The organism is Bradyrhizobium sp. USDA 4369 (assembly GCF_054056435.1).
Map to the genome: position 1 here is coordinate 1,776,620 of NZ_JBSRYH010000001.1, position 20,485 is coordinate 1,797,104.

19 protein-coding genes and 1 pseudogene are annotated in these 20,485 nt (G+C 65.5%); 14 read left to right on the top strand and 6 right to left on the bottom strand.

Going from position 1 to position 20,485, the window contains the following annotated elements; genetic code table 11:
* The first annotated feature begins 72 nt into the window (after nucleotides 1-72).
* The 4 genes and pseudogenes from ACVIJ6_RS08120 to ACVIJ6_RS08135 all read left to right on the top strand — a co-directional run bounded on the left by ACVIJ6_RS08120 (nucleotide 73) and on the right by ACVIJ6_RS08135 (nucleotide 4,425).
* Nucleotides 73-1,480, top strand: a pseudogene (locus tag ACVIJ6_RS08120) (cytochrome ubiquinol oxidase subunit I).
* Nucleotides 1,477-2,487, top strand: coding sequence for a cytochrome d ubiquinol oxidase subunit II (cydB, locus tag ACVIJ6_RS08125; RefSeq protein ID WP_456772275.1), 1,011 nt, complete (start codon nucleotides 1,477-1,479; stop codon nucleotides 2,485-2,487). Before ACVIJ6_RS08120 ends, cydB begins: the two are co-directional and overlap by 4 nt.
* A gap of 240 nt (nucleotides 2,488-2,727) precedes the next feature.
* Entirely contained in the window at nucleotides 2,728-3,321 is a 594-nt protein-coding gene (locus tag ACVIJ6_RS08130; RefSeq protein ID WP_456772276.1) for a L,D-transpeptidase, read from the top strand.
* 66 nt (nucleotides 3,322-3,387) lie between these two features.
* Nucleotides 3,388-4,425 carry an amino acid ABC transporter substrate-binding protein gene (locus ACVIJ6_RS08135; protein ID WP_456772277.1) on the top strand — a complete coding sequence of 346 codons (1,038 nt, stop codon included), beginning with the start codon at nucleotides 3,388-3,390 and terminating at the stop codon, nucleotides 4,423-4,425.
* A gap of 91 nt (nucleotides 4,426-4,516) precedes the next feature.
* On the opposite strand, the gene ACVIJ6_RS08140 is transcribed toward ACVIJ6_RS08135, so the two are convergent.
* Nucleotides 4,517-4,948: a hypothetical protein gene (locus ACVIJ6_RS08140; protein WP_456772278.1), complete on the bottom strand. Its 432-nt coding sequence runs from the start codon at nucleotides 4,946-4,948 to the stop codon at nucleotides 4,517-4,519.
* A 377-nt stretch (nucleotides 4,949-5,325) separates the two neighbouring features.
* Here ACVIJ6_RS08140 and ACVIJ6_RS08145 point away from each other — a divergent pair, with 377 nt between their 5' ends.
* On the top strand, nucleotides 5,326-5,838 hold the full coding sequence (locus ACVIJ6_RS08145) for a fasciclin domain-containing protein (RefSeq protein WP_172235312.1): 513 nt from the start codon (nucleotides 5,326-5,328) through the stop codon (nucleotides 5,836-5,838).
* Nucleotides 5,839-6,039: 201 nt separating this feature from the next.
* Here the strand turns inward: ACVIJ6_RS08145 and ACVIJ6_RS08150 are convergent, their stop codons facing one another.
* The 3 genes from ACVIJ6_RS08150 to ACVIJ6_RS08160 form a co-directional block, all read right to left on the bottom strand.
* Nucleotides 6,040-7,041 carry an IS5 family transposase gene (locus ACVIJ6_RS08150; protein ID WP_456772279.1) on the bottom strand — a complete coding sequence of 334 codons (1,002 nt, stop codon included), beginning with the start codon at nucleotides 7,039-7,041 and terminating at the stop codon, nucleotides 6,040-6,042.
* A 193-nt stretch (nucleotides 7,042-7,234) separates the two neighbouring features.
* The gene (locus tag ACVIJ6_RS08155) at nucleotides 7,235-8,374 is read right to left on the bottom strand and encodes an acyl-CoA dehydrogenase family protein (protein ID WP_456772280.1); all 1,140 of its coding nucleotides are present in this window, start codon (nucleotides 8,372-8,374) and stop codon (nucleotides 7,235-7,237) included.
* Between the two features lie 146 nt (nucleotides 8,375-8,520).
* The gene (locus ACVIJ6_RS08160; protein ID WP_456772281.1) at nucleotides 8,521-9,705 is read right to left on the bottom strand and encodes an acyl-CoA dehydrogenase family protein; all 1,185 of its coding nucleotides are present in this window, start codon (nucleotides 9,703-9,705) and stop codon (nucleotides 8,521-8,523) included.
* 159 nt (nucleotides 9,706-9,864) lie between these two features.
* Between ACVIJ6_RS08160 and ACVIJ6_RS08165 the strand changes: the two genes are divergently transcribed.
* Nucleotides 9,865-10,410, top strand: a complete 546-nt coding sequence (locus ACVIJ6_RS08165; RefSeq protein WP_456772282.1) for a carboxymuconolactone decarboxylase family protein — start codon at nucleotides 9,865-9,867, stop codon at nucleotides 10,408-10,410.
* Nucleotides 10,411-10,682: 272 nt separating this feature from the next.
* Here ACVIJ6_RS08165 and ACVIJ6_RS08170 read toward each other — a convergent pair whose 3' ends face one another.
* Nucleotides 10,683-11,900 carry an MFS transporter gene (locus tag ACVIJ6_RS08170; protein WP_456772283.1) on the bottom strand — a complete coding sequence of 406 codons (1,218 nt, stop codon included), beginning with the start codon at nucleotides 11,898-11,900 and terminating at the stop codon, nucleotides 10,683-10,685.
* A gap of 190 nt (nucleotides 11,901-12,090) precedes the next feature.
* Between ACVIJ6_RS08170 and ACVIJ6_RS08175 the strand changes: the two genes are divergently transcribed.
* On the top strand, nucleotides 12,091-14,157 hold the full coding sequence (locus ACVIJ6_RS08175) for a prolyl oligopeptidase family serine peptidase (RefSeq protein WP_456772284.1): 2,067 nt from the start codon (nucleotides 12,091-12,093) through the stop codon (nucleotides 14,155-14,157).
* A 104-nt stretch (nucleotides 14,158-14,261) separates the two neighbouring features.
* Here ACVIJ6_RS08175 and ACVIJ6_RS08180 read toward each other — a convergent pair whose 3' ends face one another.
* Nucleotides 14,262-14,939, bottom strand: coding sequence for a DUF938 domain-containing protein (locus ACVIJ6_RS08180; RefSeq protein ID WP_456772285.1), 678 nt, complete (start codon nucleotides 14,937-14,939; stop codon nucleotides 14,262-14,264).
* A 189-nt stretch (nucleotides 14,940-15,128) separates the two neighbouring features.
* Here ACVIJ6_RS08180 and soxX point away from each other — a divergent pair, with 189 nt between their 5' ends.
* The 7 genes from soxX to ACVIJ6_RS08215 all read left to right on the top strand — a co-directional run bounded on the left by soxX (nucleotide 15,129) and on the right by ACVIJ6_RS08215 (nucleotide 20,346).
* A complete protein-coding gene (gene soxX / locus ACVIJ6_RS08185) occupies nucleotides 15,129-15,422 on the top strand; it encodes a sulfur oxidation c-type cytochrome SoxX (protein ID WP_012041015.1) in 294 nt (97 codons plus the stop codon).
* A 23-nt stretch (nucleotides 15,423-15,445) separates the two neighbouring features.
* Entirely contained in the window at nucleotides 15,446-15,940 is a 495-nt protein-coding gene (gene soxY, locus ACVIJ6_RS08190) for a thiosulfate oxidation carrier protein SoxY (RefSeq protein ID WP_012041014.1), read from the top strand.
* A gap of 15 nt (nucleotides 15,941-15,955) precedes the next feature.
* Nucleotides 15,956-16,267 (top strand): thiosulfate oxidation carrier complex protein SoxZ, encoded by a 312-nt coding sequence (gene soxZ, locus ACVIJ6_RS08195; RefSeq protein WP_456772286.1) that lies wholly within the window; start codon nucleotides 15,956-15,958, stop codon nucleotides 16,265-16,267.
* Nucleotides 16,264-17,118 (top strand): sulfur oxidation c-type cytochrome SoxA, encoded by an 855-nt coding sequence (soxA, locus tag ACVIJ6_RS08200; protein ID WP_456772287.1) that lies wholly within the window; start codon nucleotides 16,264-16,266, stop codon nucleotides 17,116-17,118. The genes soxZ and soxA overlap by 4 nt, the downstream gene beginning before the upstream one ends.
* 23 nt (nucleotides 17,119-17,141) lie before the next feature.
* Entirely contained in the window at nucleotides 17,142-17,444 is a 303-nt protein-coding gene (locus tag ACVIJ6_RS08205; RefSeq protein WP_041750291.1) for a hypothetical protein, read from the top strand.
* Nucleotides 17,445-17,454: 10 nt separating this feature from the next.
* On the top strand, nucleotides 17,455-19,206 hold the full coding sequence (gene soxB, locus ACVIJ6_RS08210) for a thiosulfohydrolase SoxB (protein ID WP_456772288.1): 1,752 nt from the start codon (nucleotides 17,455-17,457) through the stop codon (nucleotides 19,204-19,206).
* A 102-nt stretch (nucleotides 19,207-19,308) separates the two neighbouring features.
* Complete coding sequence (locus tag ACVIJ6_RS08215) at nucleotides 19,309-20,346, top strand: MBL fold metallo-hydrolase (RefSeq protein WP_456772289.1); 1,038 nt, start codon at nucleotides 19,309-19,311, stop codon at nucleotides 20,344-20,346.
* Nucleotides 20,347-20,485: the final 139 nt, after the last annotated feature.

The following is a 20,485-nucleotide window of genomic DNA, read 5'->3' on the forward strand; positions in this document are numbered from 1 at the left end:
CGACCGTCAGCGGTGCAATCTTCCGTCATGGAGCCATGCTAAGAGCTCCAGCGACAATGACGGACGGTACGGATGTTCGGTTTGGATGCGGTGGAGCTGGCGCGCGCGCAATTCGCCTTCACGGTCACCTTCCACATCATCTTTCCCGCCTTCTCGATCGGGCTCGCCTCCTACCTCGCGGTGCTCGAGGCGCTGTGGCTGTGGACCGGCCGCGACGTCTATCTCAACGTCTTCAATTACTGGCTCAAGATCTTCGCCATCGCCTTTGCCATGGGCGTCGTGTCCGGCATCGTGATGTCCTATCAGTTCGGCACCAACTGGTCGGTCTATTCCGACAAGGTCGGACCGGTGATCGGCCCCCTGATGGCCTATGAGGTGCTCACCGCGTTCTTCCTCGAGGCCGGGCTTCCTCGGCGTGATGCTGTTCGGCCTCAAGCGCGTCGGCCCGAAGCTGCATTTCCTCGCCACCTTGATGGTCGCCGTGGGCACGCTGATCTCGGCATTCTGGATCCTCTCGGCCAATTCCTGGATGCAGACACCGGCCGGCTACGCCGTCAACGCCGACGGCCAGTTCGTCTCCGTCGACTGGCTCAAGGTGATCTTCAATCCGTCCTTCCCCTACCGCCTCGTCCACATGGTGCTGGCGGCCTATCTCACCACCTCGCTGGTGGTCGGCGCGGTCGGCGCCTGGCATCTGCTGCGCAATCCGCACCTGCCGGGGCCACGCGTGATGTTCTCGATGGCGATGTGGATGGCCGCGCTGGTGGCGCCGCTGCAGATCCTGGTCGGTGATCAGCATGGCCTCAACACCCTTGAGCACCAGCCGGTGAAGATCATGGCCATGGAGGGCCATTTCGAGAGCCACAAGGACGGCGCGCCGCTGTATCTGTTCGGCTGGCCCGACCAGGCCAAGGGCGAACTAAAATGGGCGCTCGGCATTCCCAAATTCGGCTCGCTGATCCTCAAGCACCAGATCGACGCGCCGATGGCCGGGCTCGACACCGTGCCGCGCCAGGACTGGCCGCCGGTGCCGATCACCTTCTGGTCGTTCCGCATCATGGTCGGCCTGGGAATGCTGATGCTGGCGCTCGGCCTGTTCAGCCTGTGGGAGCGCTGGCGCGGGCGGCTGTACATCAATCGCGGCCTGCACCGCTTTGCGATCGCGATGGGGCCGGCCGGCTTCGTCGCCGTGATCGCCGGCTGGGTGACCACCGAAACCGGCCGCCAGCCCTTCACCGTGTACGGTCTGTTGCGCACCGCCGATTCCGTGTCGCCGCTGGCCGCTCCGGCCGTCGGCGCGTCGCTGCTCGCCTTCATCATTGTGTATTTCATCATCTTCGCAGCCGGCGTGCTGTACATCCTGCGCCTGATGACCGAGCCGCCGCATGCCGGCGAGGCGGGGCCGAGCAGCGAGCCGCCGATCCGCACCGCGGGCGTGACGCCGGCGGCGGGCGTGGTGCAGGGAGCGATCGGATCATGAGCGTCGCCGTCGATCTCGCCACCCTCTGGGCGTTCATCATCGCGCTCGCGGTGTTCATCTATGTCGTGATGGACGGCTTCGATCTGGGCCTGGGCATCCTGTTCCCGCTGTTTCCGGGCAAGCAGGATCGCGACGTCATCACCAACACCGTTGCGCCGGTGTGGGACGGCAACGAGACTTGGCTCGTTCTCGGAGGCGGCGGGCTGATGGCGGCCTTTCCGCTCGCTTACGCCATCCTGCTGCCCGCCCTGTACGCGCCGCTGATCGCAATGCTGGTCGGGCTGATCTTCCGCGGCGTCGCCTTCGAATTCCGCTGGCGCACCCGCGCGCAACGCAATCTCTGGGACATCGCCTTCTCCGGCGGCTCGTGGGTCGCGGCGCTGGCGCAGGGCATCGCGCTCGGCGCGATCCTGCAGGGCGTGCATGTCGAGGGCCGCCACTATGCCGGCGGCTGGTGGGACTGGCTGACGCCGTTCAGCATTCTCACCGGCGTCTCGCTCGTGGCCGGCTACGCGCTGCTCGGCGCGACCTGGCTGATCCTGAAGACCGAAGGCGATCTGCGCGACAAGGCCTACCGCATCAGCTGGATTCTGCTGGTCCTGATGCTGCTGGCCATCGCCGCAGTCAGCCTGGCGACGCCCTTGCTGACGATCCAATATGCGCAGCGCTGGTTCAGCTGGCCCGCGATCATCCTGACCGCGCCGGTGCCGCTCGCCGTCATCGGCGTCACCGTGCTGCTGATGAAGAATCTGGCCCAGAAGCACGACGGCTGGCCGTTCTTCCTCGCGCTGGCGCTGTTCTTCCTGTCCTATGCCGGCCTCGGCATCAGCATGTATCCCTATATCGTGCCGCAAAGCATCACGATCTGGCAGGCGGCGGCGCCCGAACGCAGCCAGCTGATGATGCTGCCCGGCGTGCTGGTGCTGGTGCCGCTGATCCTCGGCTACACCGCCTGGGCCTATTGGGTGTTTCGCGGCAAGGTCGGCCACGACGCGGGCTATCATTGATGCCGCGCCCAGCTCCACCACCCGCGCCGCTCGCTTGGCGTCTCGCCTGGTTCGCAGGCCTGTGGCTTGCCGGCGTGGCCGCCGTCGCCGCTGTCGCGTTCGTGCTTCGGCTCTGGATGAAGCTGGGATGACAGGTGGGCCGCTTTGCTCGCCTTGACTTTGCTGCCAAGATGTTCCTGAAATTTGGCGGGTGGATTTGATCGGGCGAGCTTCGCAGGGGTCCGTTGAGGAGAGCTTTGAATGCCGAGTTTTCGTCGCCTGCTGTGTGCCACCAGCGCCATCATCGCGCTGGCGCTGTCGACATCGCAGTGTTTCGCGCAGTCCGAGGATCCCGGCGACCAGCCCGGCCTGGTGGCCGATGACGGCTACGAGCTCGACCCCGAATGGCGAAAGCAGGTCGTCTACTACCGCACGACCGAGCCGCCGGGCACGATCATCGTCTCGACGTCCGAGCGTCACCTCTATCTGGTGCAGCCTGGCGGGCGCGCCATCCGCTACGGCATCGGCGTCGGCCGCGACGGCTTCCAGTGGCAGGGGTTGCTGTCGATCACCAAGAAGGCGGAATGGCCGGATTGGACGCCGCCGCCGGAGATGATCCAGCGCCAGCCCTATCTGCCGCGCTTCATGGCGGGCGGCCCCGGCAACCCCTTGGGCGCACGTGCAATGTATCTGGGCACCACCGTGTACCGCATCCACGGCACCAACCAGCCCTGGACCATCGGCACCAAGATTTCCTCCGGCTGCTTCCGTCTGGTGAACACCGACGTCGCCGACCTGTTCGACCGCGTTCCCGTCGGCACCAAGGTCGTCGTGAAGCAGAAACCGGAGCTGTGACGGCGGCCACGGCCGCCGGACATCCAGCCATCGCTTTGTCCTGACATTTTTCGAAAGAGATTGATCATGCGCAGTTTCCGAGGCGGCCTGCTGATCGGGCTCGCCGTCGCTGTCCTCGTTGCGGCCCTCGCCGTCACCTACGAAATGTACGACACCCGCACCTTGAAGCGCACCGTCCGCCGCGGCGAGGTGCTGTGCGGCGTCAATGCCGGCCTGCCCGGCTTCTCGATTCCCGACGACAAGGGCAACTGGACCGGCTTCGACGTCGATTTCTGCCGCGCCGTGGCGGCCGCGATCTTCGACGACCCGAAGAAGGCGAAGTTCGTCCCGCTCGACGCCAATGAGCGCTTCAAGGAGCTGCAGAGCCGCAAGGTCGACATCCTCTCGCGCAACACCACCTGGTCGATGGCGCGCGAGCAGAACTACGATCTCTATTTCCCCGCGGTCGCCTATTATGACGGGCAGGGCTTCATGGTGCCGCGGTCGCGCAAGCTGGAAACGGCGCTCGATCTCAATGGCAGCAAGGTCTGCGTCCAGGATTCGACCACCAATGCGCTCAATCTCGCGGATTATTTCCGCGCCAACAACATGAAGTACGAGGAGATCAAGTTTCCCAAGCTCGACGACGTCCTCAAGGCCTATGACAGCGGCAAATGCGACACCTTCACCGCCGACGTCTCGCAGCTCTACGCGCTGCGCCTGGTCCTGACCAAGCCGAACGACCACGACATCTTGCCGGACATGATCTCGAAGGAACCGCTTGCGCCGGTGGTGCGCCAGCGCGACGACGACTGGATGATGATCGTGAAATGGACGCTGTACGCGATGATCAATGCCGAGGAGCTCGGCGTCACCTCCAAGAACATCGACGAGGCGCTGAAGTCGAAGAAGCCGGACGTCATGCGACTGGTCGGCAACGAAGGGACCTACGGCCAGGACCTCGGCCTGGCCAAGGACTGGGCCGCGCGAATCATCCGTCACGTCGGCAATTACGGCGAGGTCTATGAGCGCAACGTCGGCAGCGAGTCGAAGCTGAAGATTCCGCGCGGCATGAACCAGCTGTGGAACGCGGGCGGCATCCAGTACGCACCGCCGATCAGGTAGGGGTTGGATTTCGATCGTCGGCCCCTTCTCGATTCGCGCACCTCTCGCCGCGCGCTCCGTGCACCCTCTCCCACAAGGGGAGAGGGCGCAGTCATGAGCACCGCGATTGACCTGCGCTCTTGGCGCGCTGTGAGTACGACACCACGTCGAAACCCACACGACAGCCATCATCGTCCTCGCGACGCACCGCGCGTCCGAGCTTTGCCAGCGTCTCGCACCCTTCCGAAATTCGAGGGCGCAGGGAAGGCCAGGTGCCGACTGGCACCTGCGGCCCGCCTGCTGAAAAAAATGCAGGCGGCAGGAACCACAGGCTCAGCCGGTGCGACCCGGCCTTCCCTGCGCGATGGTTTTCACGCTTATGGCGCGCTCTCCTCGGTGCGCCGGCTTTTTGGCCACCGTCACCGGCGGGGATCATCGCCGCCGATTTGGCATCAGCATCGGGATGCCGGGACCACGTGCTTTCACGTCCGCATCGCAATCGTTCGTCGGCGCGATCCCTCACGCTGCGATCCGACACGGCCATCGCATCACCGGCCCACGTTTCGTAACGATCGCGAAGCGTCCCTCTAGTGGGCGGTGACGGCCCCGAATGTGCGGCCGATTTGCCCGACGGCACAACGCCCGTCGGGTTGCGACAAAATGGCACGACGGGCAAAGCGAATGCCCGGGCTGCACGATTAGTTGCGCTGATTCAGGCCTCTGCCGCCCTTCGCCCATGGAGCTGCATACGAGCTCACGAGTTCGTGAACACGATCTCAAATCCATCCGACCGCAGCGATCGTAACGAACCTGACCACTCCGGTCATGGTGATGCGACCTGGACAACGGGGCGAAGAAGGGCCGCTGATCCTTTTTGCGCATCAGCCAACTCATCAGTTCTAGTCACAAGGAAAAATTCGAATGACGCTGGGATTTCGTTCGTTCGTGGCCGGCGCGATCATGCTGGGCGCTCTCTCCGTTTCCGCAACCGCAGCACGCGCTGCCGACATCGTCGATACGGCGGTCGCCGCGGGTCAGTTCAAGACGCTGGTCGCTGCAGCAAAGGCTGCGGGGGTCGTTCCAGTGCTGAAGAGCAAGGGCCCGTTCACCGTGTTCGCGCCGACCGACGCAGCCTTTGCCGCGCTGCCGCCCGGCACGGTCGAGGATCTGCTGAAGCCGAAGAACAAGGGCAAGCTCGCGGCGATCCTCAAATATCACGTGATCCCTGGCGCGGTGAAATCGGGCGACGTGGCCGGCAAGAAGCTCAGCGTCAAGACCGCGCAGGGCCAGAAGGTCGACGTCGACGGCACCTTCTTCGGCGTGCAGGTCAACGATGCCCATGTGGTGCAGGCGGACATCGTCGCCTCCAACGGCGTCATTCACGTCATCGACAAGGTGCTGCTGCCGCCGGCCAAGGCGCCGATGCATCATTGATCGTCTGACGACATCCTCTTGAGCAGCGCGCCATCAATAGAGGCGCGCTGCCATTCGCTCGTAAAGACGGTCATACCCCGCGAAGGCGAGGGCTTTGCAGAAGTTGGGCCGACAAGGTCTAGGGGCGGCCATGTCTTATTCGAGTAGATTAGCTCTCGAAGCATCGAAGACGATGCAGGGCCGATGGGCCCGGCACCTGGGTTAGACAGGGTGCAGGGTGATCCACCGCTTGAGGTTCATGGCTGTAATTGCGAGGTAGAAGGCCGCCGAATTCCGGGCGAGGCCGCGGTGTCGTGCCCGCGAAAAGCGATAGGTTTTCTTCAAGAGCGCAAACAGCGGCTCGACCGGCGCCCGGAGATAGGAAATCAACTCATTCCGGCGGGTCATCCATGGGCGCATCGGGTGCCAACGGTTGGCTCGGCGTGCGATTCCATCGCGGATACCGAGAGCCTTTAACTTCTCGCGACGAGCATTGCTGTCATAGGCCTTGTCAGCATAGACGGTCTTCTCGTCTCCGCAGATCAATGCGTTGGCAGGTACGGAATCGTTGATATTGGCAGGCGTGAAGGTCGCCCGCCGAATGATGCGGCTGCCTTGATCCATTGCGACATGCGCCTTGTAGCCGAAGAAATATTTACCTTCCTTCTTCGTCCAGGCGGCTTCCGGATCGAGGGGGCTTCTGATCAGCTTGCTCGCGGGTCTGCCGTCGGCGTCTGGAGGTGAAGGAGTATCCGGCGGTTCGGGCGCATTGACGGCCGACTTGACCAGCGAGGCGTCGATTAGGGTGCCGCGCTTCAGAACAAAGCCGGACGCCTCGATTTGCGCCGTGATTAAGGCAAAGACGCGCTCGGCCAATCCGCTCTTGGCCAGTTGCTCGCGGAAACGCCACAGCGTGGAATGATCTGGTACCCGATCGGACAGGGACAGCCCCAGGAAGCGCCTGAACGACAGCCGATCGACCAAGGCTTCCTCAAGGCCCGGATCAGACAGGCCATACCATTGCTGCAGCAACAGCGCCTTCAGGAGCGCCAGCGAAGGATACGCTGGCGCGCCCATGGACCCGCTGCGCAAGACACTCAGCAGCGCCTCGACAGCACTCCAATCGACCAACTCCGCTACGCGCTGCAATCCGGCATTCGCGCGCACAGCATCTCTGACCAGGTCATCGGTAAAGCTCAATTGGCCGATCTGCCGCTCCGCCATGATCTTCTCCCGCGAATCTCCATCAGAAGAGAAGCATCTGGCTGGACTTATGCAAAGCCCTCGCGAAGGCGGGGTATCCAGTACGCCGCAGCGTTTCGGTCGATCATAGTCGGCTCGACGTACTGGATCGTCCGCTTTCGCTGACGATGACAGTTGAGGTTGTGGCGATCATCACCCCCGACAATGAGTACGCTCAATACCCCCTGAGCTGCGCCAATTGCGCGGCGTGGTAGTTGGCGTCGCCGAGCAGTTCCTCGCAGACCCGCGCGCGCTTCATGAAGAAGCCGATGTCGAACTGATCGGTCATGCCCATGCCGCCATGCATCTGCACGCCTTCCTGCACCGCACGGGTCGTGGTGGTGCCGGCGCGGGCCTTGGCGACCGCGACGGCAGCGGCGGCGCCCGCGGGATCTGCATCGAGCGCCTGCAGCGCCTTGAGCACCGCGGCGCGGGTGATCTCGATCTCGATATAGAGCTGCGCCGCACGATGCTGCAGCGCCTGGAATTCGCCGATCGCCTTGCCGAACTGCTTGCGCTCCTTGAGATACGCGACCGTGCGGCCGAACACCTCCTCGCTCAGGCCCACCATCTCGGAGGCTACGGCACCGCGGCCGAGATCGAGCACGCCGCTCAGCACGGCCGCACCGCCATCGACCTCGCCCAGCACATGATCCGCGGTGACCTCGACATTGTCGAAACTGATCCGCGCCGCGTTGTGCGCGTCGACCATGATGGTGCGCTCGACCGCAATGCCCTTGGCCCTGGGATCGACCAGGAACAGCGTCAGACCCTCGCGCTCGCCGGGCGTGCCGGCGCTGCGCGCCACCACCAGCAGCAGATCGGCGACATGGCCGTCGACCACCATCGCCTTGGTGCCGCTCAGCTTGAAGCCGTTGCCTGAGCGCGTCGCCTGCAGCGCCGTATGCGACGGGCGATGCTTCGCGGCCTCGTCGAGCGCGAGCGCGGCGATCAACTGACCGGCGGCGATCTTCGGCAGATATTCCGACTTCTGCGCAGCGGAGCCGGCGCGCGTGAGCGCGGAAGCCGACAGCACCGAGGTGGCCAGGAACGGCGACGGCATCAAGGTGCGGCCGATCTCCTCCATCACGATTCCGGCCTCGACCGCGCCGAGGCCGGAGCCGCCGTATTCTTCGGGAACGAGCAGGCCGGCGAAGCCCATCTCGGCGAAGGTGGCCCAGAGCTCCCGGGAGAAGCCGGTCGCGTCGCGCGCGTCGCGCAGCTTGCGCAGATGAGCCACCGGCGCGTGGTCAGAGATCAGGCCGCGCGCGCTGTCGCGCAGCATCGATTGTTCTTCGGTGAGCAGGAGAGGCATGGCGGCTGTCCAGTGTCGGTGTTGTTTGTAAGCGAAGCTCTTTCAGCGCGTCATGGCCGGGCTTGTCCCGGCCATCCACGTCTTTCCTCGCGCGGAGGGACGTGGATGCCCGGGTCAAGCCCGGGCATGACGGAGTGTGTGGCGAACTACGCCCCCGGCAGATCGAGGATGCGCTTGGCGACGATGCCGAGCATGACCTCGGAGGTGCCGCCTTCGATCGAGTTGGCCTTGGTGCGCAGCCAGGCGCGCGGACGGGCGCCTTCGCCCGAGCGCTCGCTCTCCCACTCCAGCGCGTCGATGCCGCCTGCCGACATCAGGATCTCGTGGCGGCGCTTGTTGAGCTCGGTGCCGTAGTACTTCATCGCCGACGAGAATGCCGGATGGCCCTGTCCCGCTTTGGCGAGATCGACCATGCGCTCGGCAGCGGCCGCGAGCGCGGCCTCGTCGACATCGAAGGTGGCGATCTGAGCGCGCAGCAATGCGTCGTCGAGCCGGCCCTGCCCGTCGCTGCCGACGGTGTCAGCGGCGACCTGGCCGAGCGGCCGGCTGCCGCCGCGCTCGCCCATGCCCGAGATCATCGCGCGTTCATGCTGCAACAGATATTTCGCGACGTCCCAGCCGCGATTGACGCTGCCGACCACGTTCGCCTTGGGCACGCGAACATTGTCGAAGAAGGTCTCGCAGAACGGCGAGCGGCCGGAAATCAGAAGGATCGGCTTGGTCGACACGCCCTTCGAGGTCATGTCGAACAGGATGAAGCTGATGCCGTCATGCTTCTTCGCCGTGGGATCGGTGCGCACCAGGCAGAAGATCCAGTCGGCATAGTTGGCGTAGGAGGTCCAGATCTTCTGGCCGTTGATGATGTAGTCGTCGCCGTCGCTCTCGGCGCGGGTCTGCAGCGAGGCGAGATCGGAGCCGGCATTCGGCTCGGAATAGCCCTGGCACCAGCGGATGAGACCGGCGGTGATCTTCGGCAGATGCTCGCGCTTCTGTGTCTCCGTGCCGTATTTCAAGAGCGCCGGCCCGAGCATCGAGATGCCGAACGAGGTGATCGGCGCGCGGGCGCCGATCGCGGCCATCTCCTGGCGCAGGATCTTGGCCTCCTCGCCATCGAGACCGCCGCCGCCATATTCCCTAGGCCAATGCGGCACGGTCCAGCCCTTGTCGCGCATGCGCTCAAACCAGATGCGCTGCGGCTCGGAGGAGAATTTCGCGTTGCGGCCGCCCCAGAACGTGTCCTCCTCGGAGGCCATCGGCTGGCGCATCTCCGGCGGGCAATTTGCCTCGAGCCAGGCACGCGTTTCGCGGCGGAATGTGTCGAGATCGGCCATGTCTGGTCCTCGCGCGTTTCCATGAAGGCTGTCGTTGACGAGACCTAACCTCAGCCCTTGCTGGAATTCAACATCGATGTCGCCGCATCGGGCCGCGCCCTCGCCTTATCAGCCGTTCTATGATCATGATGCCGCCGCCCGAAATATGAGGACCCGACCATGCGCCTGAAACTGCTTTCGCCTGGCGAAATGAGCGCCGACCAGCGCCAGACCTATGACGAGTCGATCGCCAGCAAGCGCGGCTCGCCGCCGCCGCCTATGATGGCCTGGCTCAACAGCCCGGAGATGGCGCGGCATGCGACGCGGCTCGGCGCCTTCCTGCGCTACGACACGGTCTTTCCAGCCGCATTGTCGGAAATCGCGATCCTGGTGACGGCGCGGCACTGGACCGCGCACTACGAATGGTACGCCCATAAGCGCCTCGCGCTGGCCGGCGGATTGGACATCAAGATCATCGACGCCATCCGCGACCGCCGCACGCCGGAATTCTCTGATCCCAAGGCGCAGATGATCTACGACGTCGCCAAGTCGCTGCATGAGGGTCATGGCCTGACGGATGCGCTCTACAAGCAAGCGATCGCCCTGCTCGGCGAGCGTGGCCTGGTCGAGATCATCGGCCTGTGCGGCTATTACACGATGGTGTCGATGACGCTGAACGCGTTCGAGTTCGACCTGCCGGAGGGCGAGGTGTCGGAGTTGAAGTAATCAACGAATGCGCCGAAGCTGCCTATCATCGCGGTGCCCATGACTGCGCCCTCTCCCTTTGCGGGAGAGGGCTACACGAGAATCAGCCACGAACTCACTCGGGTGAGGGGTTCGTGCCACAAACTCAGGCCAGAGCCCGGGGCAACCCCTCACCCGGCTTTCATGCTGCGCATGAAAGCCACCCTCTCCCACAAGGGGAGAGGGTGCACCGCCCGAGTCGACTGACCGTTGGCACTATCACAGAGTTTGCGGTGCTCGCCGGCTCCACCACGTCAGCCCGCCGTAGCCGCGCGGCGCTTCGACGACCACGCCAACGCCAGCACACAGAGGCCGAACAGGACCGGAGGAAACACCACGAGATTGACCGCCGACCAGCCGAAATGAGCCAGCAACTGCCCCGATGAGAACGAGCCCAGCGCCATCAGGCCGAAGATCAGGAAATCGTTGAACGCCTGCACCTTGTTGCGTTCGGCCGATGTATGCGTCTCCAAGACCAGCGCGGAGGCGCCGACGAAGCCGAAATTCCAGCCGACACCGAGCATGACCAGGGTCGACCAGAAATGCATGGCGGTGAGGCCCGACAGGCCGATCATCGCCGCGACCGCCTCCAGCCCGAGGCCCAGTGCGACGATGGTCTGCGCACCGAAGCGCGCGATCAGCGATCCCGTGAAGAAGCTCGGGCCGTACATCGCGACGATGTGCCATTGCAGGCCGAAATTGGAATCCGACACTGTGAGCCCGCACATCTGCATGGCGAGCGGCGCCGAAGTCATCACCAGGTTCATCACCGGATAGGCGATGGTGCCGCACAACGCCGCGGCCATGAAGCGCGGCTGGCGCACGATCTCCAACAGCGACCGGCCGCCATGCAGACCGGCCGCCTCCGGCCTGGGCAGATCGACGCCGGCGACGATGCCCATCGCGATCAGCGCGATCGCGGCCTGCACCAGGTAGCTGAAGGCGAACAGATAGGGCGCCCAGACATCCATGGTCCATTGCACGAGCTGCGGACCGAGCAGCCCGGCGAAGATCCCGCCCGCCATCACCCAGGACACCGCCTTCGGCCGAAACGCGGCGCTGGCGCCATCGGCGGCGGCGAAGCGGTAGGATTGTGCGACGGCGCCATAAAGCCCGCCCAGGAACGTGGCCAGGCAGAACAGCGCGAACGAGCCGCGCAGCACCGCAAGACAGCCGAGCACGCCGGTGAGGACACCGCAGCCGGTGCCGATGAGAAACGCGACGCGGCGGCCGAAGCGGCGCGAGATCGCGCCGGTCGGCAGCGTGCCGGCCGCGAGACCGACCACATACATCGAGATTGGCACCGTCGCGAGCGAGATGCTGGGCGCGATGGTGGCGCCGACGATCGCGCCGGTGGCGAAGATCACGGCCGAATTGGCGCCCGTCAGGGCCTGCGCGACCGCGAGGCGGGCCACATTGCGCGCTGCGCGGGCATCGTCGGAGGTGTCTTCGGTCACGGTCAGGTCGATCATGTCGGTGTCCGGATGCGCGGGCGCGCTCCTGCGTTAAGTGGCCGCACTATTGCGGGAAGCCCGCACCCGAGGCAACCGGCCGCAACGGAGACAAGCCATGCAGCGAGATGCGTGATTCGACAGCCCCGGCCGGCGCGGCTAATCAGGCCGACGGTATTCTTGCGTCAATGGCGCCTGCGGAGGTTGAGCCATGTCAATCGACGATCGTCCCACCCTCGCGGCGCCCGACGATGATCCGTATCTGTGGCTCGAGGACATCGATGGCGAGCGCGCGCTGGCCTTCGTCGCGGCGCAGAATCAGCGCACCCTCGCCGTGTTCGGCGGTGCGGGTTTCGAACGCGATCGCGACATGCTGGCTGCGATCTTCGATCGCCCCGACAACATCCCGTTCGTCAGCCGCCGCGGCGGGCTGCTCTACAACCATTGGAAGGACGCCGAGCATCCGCGCGGCCTGTGGCGGCGCACGTCGCTGGACGAGTTCCGTAAACCGCAACCGCGATGGGAGGTGTTGCTCGACCTCGATCGCTTGGCCGCCGACGAAAGCGAGGACTGGGCGTTGAACTGGGTCTCGAGCCTGCCGCCGGGACATGAGCGGGCGATCCTGGCGTTGTCGCGCGGCGGCAGCGACGCGGTGGTGCTGCGCGAGTTCGATCTTGCGGCGAAGCGCTTCGTCGCCGATGGCTTCACGCTGACCGAGGCCAAGGGCGGTGTCGACTGGCTCGATCAGGACACGCTGCTGCTTGCGAGCGCCTTCGGCGAGGGCATGGCGACACCGTCGGGCTATGCGCGCACAGTACGGCTGTGGCGGCGCGGCGAGCCGATCGAAGCAGCGAAGGTGATCTTCGCGGTCGAGAACAGCCAGTCGGTCTGGGTGCGCGCCGGGGTCGATCGCAGCGTGACGCCGGCGCGGGTGTGGTTCACCGAGGGGCTCGACTTCTTCAACCATCATCTGTGGCTCGGCGACGCCACCGGCGCGGGCACCAAGCTCGACCTGCCGACCGATTGCTGGATGACAGCGGATGGCGACTGGATGGCGGTCAAGCTGCGCCAGCCCTGGACCGTGGGCGACGTGACCCATGGCGCCGACGTGGTGCTGGGCATCCGGCTGTCGGCGTTTCTCGAGGGCGCGCGCGATTTCGTTCGGGTGTTCGAGCCCGGCCCGCGCCGCGCGCTGCAGGGTCTCTATTGGGCCGGCGGCCGGCTGCTGCTGTCGATCCTCGACGAACTGAGGCCGCAGTTCGAGGTATGGACGCCGGCTGCGCAGGGCTGGAGCTGTCAGCGGCTTCCCGGATTGCCCGAGCTTGCCACCATCAACGTCTGGCCGCTCGATGCCTACGAGCTGACCGGCAATGGCGACCTGCTCGCCAGCATCCAGGATCCGCTGACCCCGCCTTCGCTGCAGCTGATCGAAGGCTTCGGCGCGCCGGCCGTGCTGAAGCAGGCGCCGCGCACCTTCACCGCCGAGGGCTGCGTCGTCACGCGGCACGAGGCGATCTCGGTGGATGGTGTCAGCATCCCCTACACGATGACCGGGCCGGCCCGGCCGACCGGCGACGCGCCGGTTTACATGAGCGCCTATGGCGGCTTCGGCCACAGCATCCGCCCCGCCTACAATGGGGCGCTCGGCAAGCTCTGGCTGGAGCGCGGCGGCACCGTCGTCGAGGCCAATATCCGCGGCGGCGGCGAGTTCGGCACCGCCTGGCACGATGCCGGCCGCTACGCCGGCAAGCGGCTGGCGCATGATGATTTCGCCGCGGTGGCCGCCGACCTTGTCCGCCGCGGCGTCACGGTCCCGAAGCGCATCGCCGCGCAGGGCGGCTCCAATGGCGGCATCCTGATCACCAACATGCTGGTGCGTTATCCCGAACGCTTCGGCGCGCTGTTCTGCACCATCCCGCTGATCGACATGCGCCGCTACACCAAGCTGCTCGCCGGCGCGAGCTGGATCGCCGAGTATGGCGATCCCGAGAAGGACGAGGATTGGGGCTGGCTTTCGACCTACTCGGCCTATCACATGGCGCAGCCCGGCCAGCCCTATCCACCGCTCCTGATCGCGACCACGCGGCGCGACGATCGCGTGCATCCGGGACATGCGCGCAAGATGACCGCCAAGCTGCAGGCCATGGGCTACGACACCTCCTTCTACGAGCCCGCCGCCGGCGGCCATGGCTACGGCACCGACAACCGCGAGCGCGCCAGCTTCATCACGCTGGGCATGCGCTTCCTGGCGCGGCATGTCGGGCTGGAGATGGATTAAGCTGACCTCTCCGCCGTCATTGCGAGGAGCGAAGCGACGAAGCAATCCAGAATCCCGACCCGGCCCTGGATAGCATTGCTTCGCTCGCAATGACGGTGAGTGGGTCAGGACCCGCGTGCAAACACCAGGATCATGTTGTTGGCGGGCATCTCGACCGTTTCGCGCAAAGCGAGGCCGTGACTCGCGGCGAGCGCTGCGACATCGGCGATGTCGCGCACGCCCCATTGCGGATTACCTTCGCGCAAGGACGTATCGAACACCGCATTGCTGACGGCGGTGTGCTTGCCGTCGCGCTTGAACGGGCCGTAGAGCACGAGCAGGCCGCCGGGCGACAGCAACTGTCCGGCGCCGGCGATCAATCCCTCGGCCACCGACCACGGCGCGATGTGAATGACATTTGCGCAGAAGATCGCGGCGAGGTGCTCCGGTCCGCCAGCGGCGCGAAACGCCGCGACCCAGCCGGGATCGGCGAGGTCGATGCGCTGCACGTCGCGGATGCTGGCCAGGCCCGCATGCCTGCGCCAGGCCGCGATGCTCTTGAGATGGCTGTCGTTGAGGTCGCTCGGCCACCAGACGAGATCGGGGCGCTCCGAGGCGAAATGCACGATGTGCTGGCCGGTGCCGCTGCCGGCCTCCAGCACATGGCCCGTCCGTCCCGCCAGCAGACGCGCCAGCACCGCCCAGATCGGCTGGTGGTTGCGGTGGAAGGCGGCCGCGTCCAGCCGTCCGTCCGGTTCCACCGGCCGCCCGTCCCGGCCGAATTCCACGACATATTCCGCCATGCCCGAACCTCCCGGCCGCCGGATGAACGGCGCCATTAACCGCGTTGCGCGGGGCACCATACCCGCATTGTCAGCCGATGGTCTTTATGCTTTGCAGCCCCTATATTGCCGCGATAACCGAGACGTCGGAACTTCACCTTGATCACATCCGTTCTGCGTACCGCCCTGGCGCTGGGGCTTTCGCTCGCCATGTCCGCGGCGGCGCACGCCCAATCCGGGGCCGCCGAGGGCCAGAAGCTCGCTTTCGACCGCGGCAAGGGCAACTGCCTGACCTGCCACGAGATCAAGGGCGGCGACCTGCCCGGTTCGATCGGCCCGAAGCTGGAGAACCTCAAGGGCCGATATGACCGCGCCGAGCTGACCGCGATTCTCAACGACGAGACCACGCGCAATCCGCTGACGGTGATGCCGCCCTTCGGCCGCAACCGCATCCTGACCGAGCAGGAAATCAGCGCCATCGTCGATTTCCTGCAGACCCTCTGATTCCGCGCTTTGGAGACCCCGCCATGACTGCCTCGTTCGGCCCGTTGGCCAACCGCCGCCTGCTTCTGAAGGGCGCGGGCCTGGTCGCGTTGATCGGCCTCGGCAATGCCGTGCTGCACGCGGCGCCGGCGTTTGCCGCGACCAACGACAACAAATATCCGGAAGACGCCTTCAGGCAGAAGAACGCGACCGACGCGATCAAGGCGCTGTATGGCCGCGACCACGAGGCCTCGGACAAGATCAAGCTGGATGCGCCCGAGATCGCCGAGAATGGCGGCGTGGTGCCGATCGCGGTCACCACGACCCTGCCCGACGTCACCTCGATCGCCTTCATCGTCGCCGAGAATCCGAACGCGCTGGCGGCGTCCTACAAGATCCCCGAAGGCACCGTGCCGGCGGTGGCGAACCGGCTCAAGATGGCCAAGACCTCCAGCGTGATCGCGCTCGTCGAATCCGGCGGCAAGCTCTACAGCGCGACCAAGGAGGTCAAGGTCACCGTCGGCGGCTGCGGCGGCTGAGGACAGGAGATCATCATGGCATCGAGCATCCGCGTCCGCGCAATCCTGAACGGCGAGATCACCGAGGTGCAGACCCTGATCCAGCATCCGATGGATACGGGCCTCGTCAAGGACGCCAAGGGCGAACTGATCCCGGCGCACTACATCCAGCAGCTGACCTTCGTGCACAAGGACAAGACCGTGTTCCTGGCCGATTGGGGCACCGCGGTCTCCAAGGATCCCTATGTCAAATTCGCCTTCAAGGGCGCCGCCAAAGGCGACGAATTGAAGGTGAGCTGGGTCGACAACAAGGGCGCCACCGACAGCCTGACGGCGACCATCCAATGAGCGCGACGCGCCTCATTCTCGTTCTTGCTGCCACGTTGGCGCTCGGTCTCGGCGCATCCGCCGTTGCGGCGGCCGACAGGCCCGATCCGGTCGCCGATGCCAAGGCGTTCCTGGACTACTTCGTCAAGAAGTTCCCGAAGGTCGCGTTCGACGATTTCGTCAACGGCCCGTATTCGATGAACGCCGACATGCGCCGCCAGTGGGAGGAGAAGGAGCAGTTCCCACCTTACGAGTTCGCGCTCGAGGCCGGCAGGGAGATGTTTGCCAAGCCGTTCAAGAACGGCAAGACCTATGCCGACTGCTTCCCGAATGGCGGCATCGGCATCCGGCAGAATTATCCGTATTTCGACGACAAGGAAGGCAAGGTCATCACCCTGGAGCTGGCCTTGAACCGCTGCCGCGAAGCCAATGGCGAAGCGCCCTACTCCTATGTCAAGGACGAGATGGCCTCGTTGACCGCCTACATGGCGTTCACCTCGCGCGGCAAGCGCTTCGACATCAAGATCCCGGACGATCCGCGCGCGCTGGAAGCCTATGAGAAGGGCAAGGAGTATTTCTACACCCGCCGCGGCCAGTTGAACTTCTCCTGCGCGAGCTGCCATGTGCAGAGCCCGGGCGAGCGCATCCGCGCCGAGATCCTGGCGCCGGCGCTCGGCATCCTCAACGCGATGCCGATCTACCGCTCGGAATGGAGCGGCATGGGCACGATCAGCCGGCGCATCGTCACCTGCAACAGCCAGACCCGCGCCGTGCCGCTGGAGCCGCAGTCGGACGAATATCGCAACCTCGAATATTATCTCTCCTACGTGTCGAACGGCCTGCCGGTTTCAGGACCGGGAGCGCGGCCATGAGAGATGCCACGACACCGCACGTCATGAAAAAGATCGTCTTCGCCTTGATGGTGGTCGCGGTCGGCGCCGGCTCCGCGCGGGCCGCGTCGGAAGCCGACTATCTCACGGCTGTCGCGGCGGCCGAGAGCGCCAACAAGGAAGCCGGACGTCTGCGCAACCAATGGACAGTGACCCAGGCCGCCCTCACCGCTGCCAAGAAGGCGGCGGATGCCGGCAATTTCGATCAGGCCGTCAAGGCTGCACAGGAGGCGGAGGCGCTCGCCAAGGCCTCGATCGTCCAGGCCACCAGCGAGAAGCAGCGCTGGAAGGACATGGAGATCCGCTAGGACGCTGGCCATGACGATGCGGCGCCGTGATTTTCTCAGAGTGTCGGGTGCCGCTGCGCTGGCTGCGCCTGCCCTGCTGCGCAGCGCCCGCGCCGCCGAGACCGTCAGCCTCTATGACGTCGAGAAGTTCGGCAATGCGCGCATCCTGCACATGACCGACACGCATGCGCAGCTCAGGCCGGTGTATTTCCGCGAGCCCAGCGTCAATATCGGCATCGGCGAGATGTGGGGACGGCCGCCGCATCTGGTCGAGCGCGCCTTTCTCGAACGCTACGGCATCCGGCCCGACAGCGCCGAGGCCTATGCCTTCACCTCGTTCGAGTTCGAGAAATATTCCGGCCGGTTCGGCCGCATGGGCGGCTTCGCGCATCTGAAGACGTTGATCGACAAGCTCCGCGCCGATGTCGGCGACCGGCGGTCGCTGTTGCTCGATGGCGGCGACCTCTGGCAGGGCAGCGGGCTCGCCAACGCGATGCACGGCGCCGACATGGTGAACGCGGCCAACCTGCTCGGCATCGACGCGATGACCGGACATTGGGAATTCACCTATGGCGAGGAGGCGCTGCGCGCCAACCTCGCGCGCTTCAAGGGCGAGTTCCTGGCGCAGAACGTGTTCCTGACCGAGGAGGCGGCGTTCAACGACGCCAAGGCTTTCGATCCCGGATCGGGACGCGTCTTCAAGGCGTCCATGATCAAGGAGATCGGCGGCGCGCGCATCGCCGTGATCGGACAGGCCTTCCCCTATGTGCCGGTCGCGCATCCGCGCCGGTTCACGCCGGACTGGACCTTCGGCATCCGCGAGGAGGAGCTGCAGAAGCTGGTCGACGGATTGCGCGGCGCCGACAAGGTCGATGCCGTGATTTTGCTGTCGCATAACGGCATGGATGTCGACCTCAAGCTGGCAGGCCGAGTCACCGGCATCGACGTGATTCTCGGCGGCCACACCCATGATGCCGTGCCGCAGCCGGTCGCGGTCAGCAACGCCAAGGGCGCGACGTTGGTCACCAATGCCGGCTCGAACGGCAAATTCCTCGCGGTGCTCGACCTCGACGTCGGCAAGGGCCGCGTCGCCGATGCGCGCTACCGGCTGCTGCCGGTCTATTCGGAGCTGCTGAAACCCGACCCTGCGATGCAGGCGCTGATCGACCAGACCCAGCAGCCGCAGGTCGCCGCCTGGAGCGAGAAGCTCGCGACCTCGGACCGCCTGCTCTATCGGCGCGGCAATTTCGAGGGCCCGACCGACGACATGATCTGCGAGGCGCTGCGCAGCCAGCTCGATGCGGAGATCGCGCTGTCGCCCGGGTTCCGCTGGGGCACGACGTTGCTCGCCGGCCAATCGATCATGCTGGAAGACGTGCTGGCGCAGACAGCGATCAGCTATCCCGAGACATATGTACAACGGCTGACCGGCGCCCAGATCAAGGACGTGCTGGAAGACGTCTGCGACAACCTGTTCAACGCCGATCCGTATCTGCAGCAGGGCGGCGACATGGTGCGGCTCGAAGGCCTGTCCTACCGCTGCGCGCCCGCCGAGGCGATCGGCCGGCGCATCTCGGACCTCACGCTCGCCAATGGCCGGGCGCTGGAGCCGGGCAAGACCTACAAGGTTGCCGGCTGGGCGTCGATGACGGCGCAGGACGGCAAGCCGGTATGGGACGTCGTCGCGACGCATCTGCGCAGCATCGGCCTGACCTCGGCGGGAACAAGCACCGTCACGCTGTCCGGCGTGGACGGCAATCCCGGTTTTGCAGCGCCGTCCTGAGGCGCGCTGCGCCGCAACGCGGGGCGCGTCGTCCGAGGATGTTGGTGACGCGGCGCGGAGCGTGCTGTAATCGGCCGCATGATCCGAATCGGAGGACGCGTCATGATCTTCCGTCAATTGTTCGACAGCGTCTCCGGCACCTACAGCTACATCCTCGCCAGCCGCGGCGGCGGCGAGGCGCTGATCATCGATCCCGTGCTGGAGAAGGTCGATCGCTATTGCCAGCTGCTGCGCGAGCTCGATCTGCGCCTGGTCAAGGCGGTCGACACCCATCTGCATGCCGACCACGTCACCGGCCTCGGCGCGTTGCGCGACCGAACCCATTGCGTCACCATCATGGGCGAGCAGACCAAGGCCGACGTGGTGGCGATGCGCGTGGCCGAAGGCGACAAGATCGCGATCGAGGGCATCGGCCTCGAGGTGATGTACACGCCGGGCCACACCGACGATTCCTACAGCTTCCTGATGGGCGACCGCGTCTTCACAGGCGACACGCTGCTGATCCGCGGCACCGGCCGCACCGATTTCCAGAACGGCGATGCGCGTCAGCAATATGAGTCGATCTTCAACAAGCTGCTGCGTCTGCCGGACGACACGCTGGTCTATCCCGCGCACGACTACAAGGGCGATACCGTCTCCACCATCGGCGAGGAGCGTCGCTACAATCCGCGTCTGCAGGTGCGCTCCGTCGACGACTACGTGGCGCTGATGGCCGGGCTGAACCTTCCCAATCCGAAGATGATGGACGTCGCGGTTCCCGCCAATATGCGGGTCGGCCTGCACCAGGACGCACTTGCCAAACAGGGCCTGGCGCTGTCGGCGCGCGAGGCGATCGAATGCCTGGGACGCCCCGACGTGCTGCTGGTCGATTTGCGCGAGGCATCGGAGCGCGCCAAGCACGGCACCCTATCGGGTGCACTGCACGCGCCCTATCCCGCGATCGAGGACAGTCTGAAGCCCGGCGGCATGCTGCGCGAAGTCGCCGCCGCCACCGGCCGCCGCATCGTATTCTTCTGCGCCTATGGCGAGCGCTCGGCGATGGCGGTGCAGAGCGCGCAAGCCGCGGGGCTTGCCAACACCGCACATATCGAGGGCGGGCTCGATGCGTGGAGGAAGGCTGGCGGACCGGTCGAGCAGTAGGCGGTCAGTCAACTCTGGACTGCCCCCCGACGGCACCGCACATTCCGCTGTCGTCCCGGGCAAGTCCGACGACGCGAAGCGTCGGCGGGCGCAGACCCGGGACCCATACCGCGTGATCTGTCTTTTGGCACGCTGCACG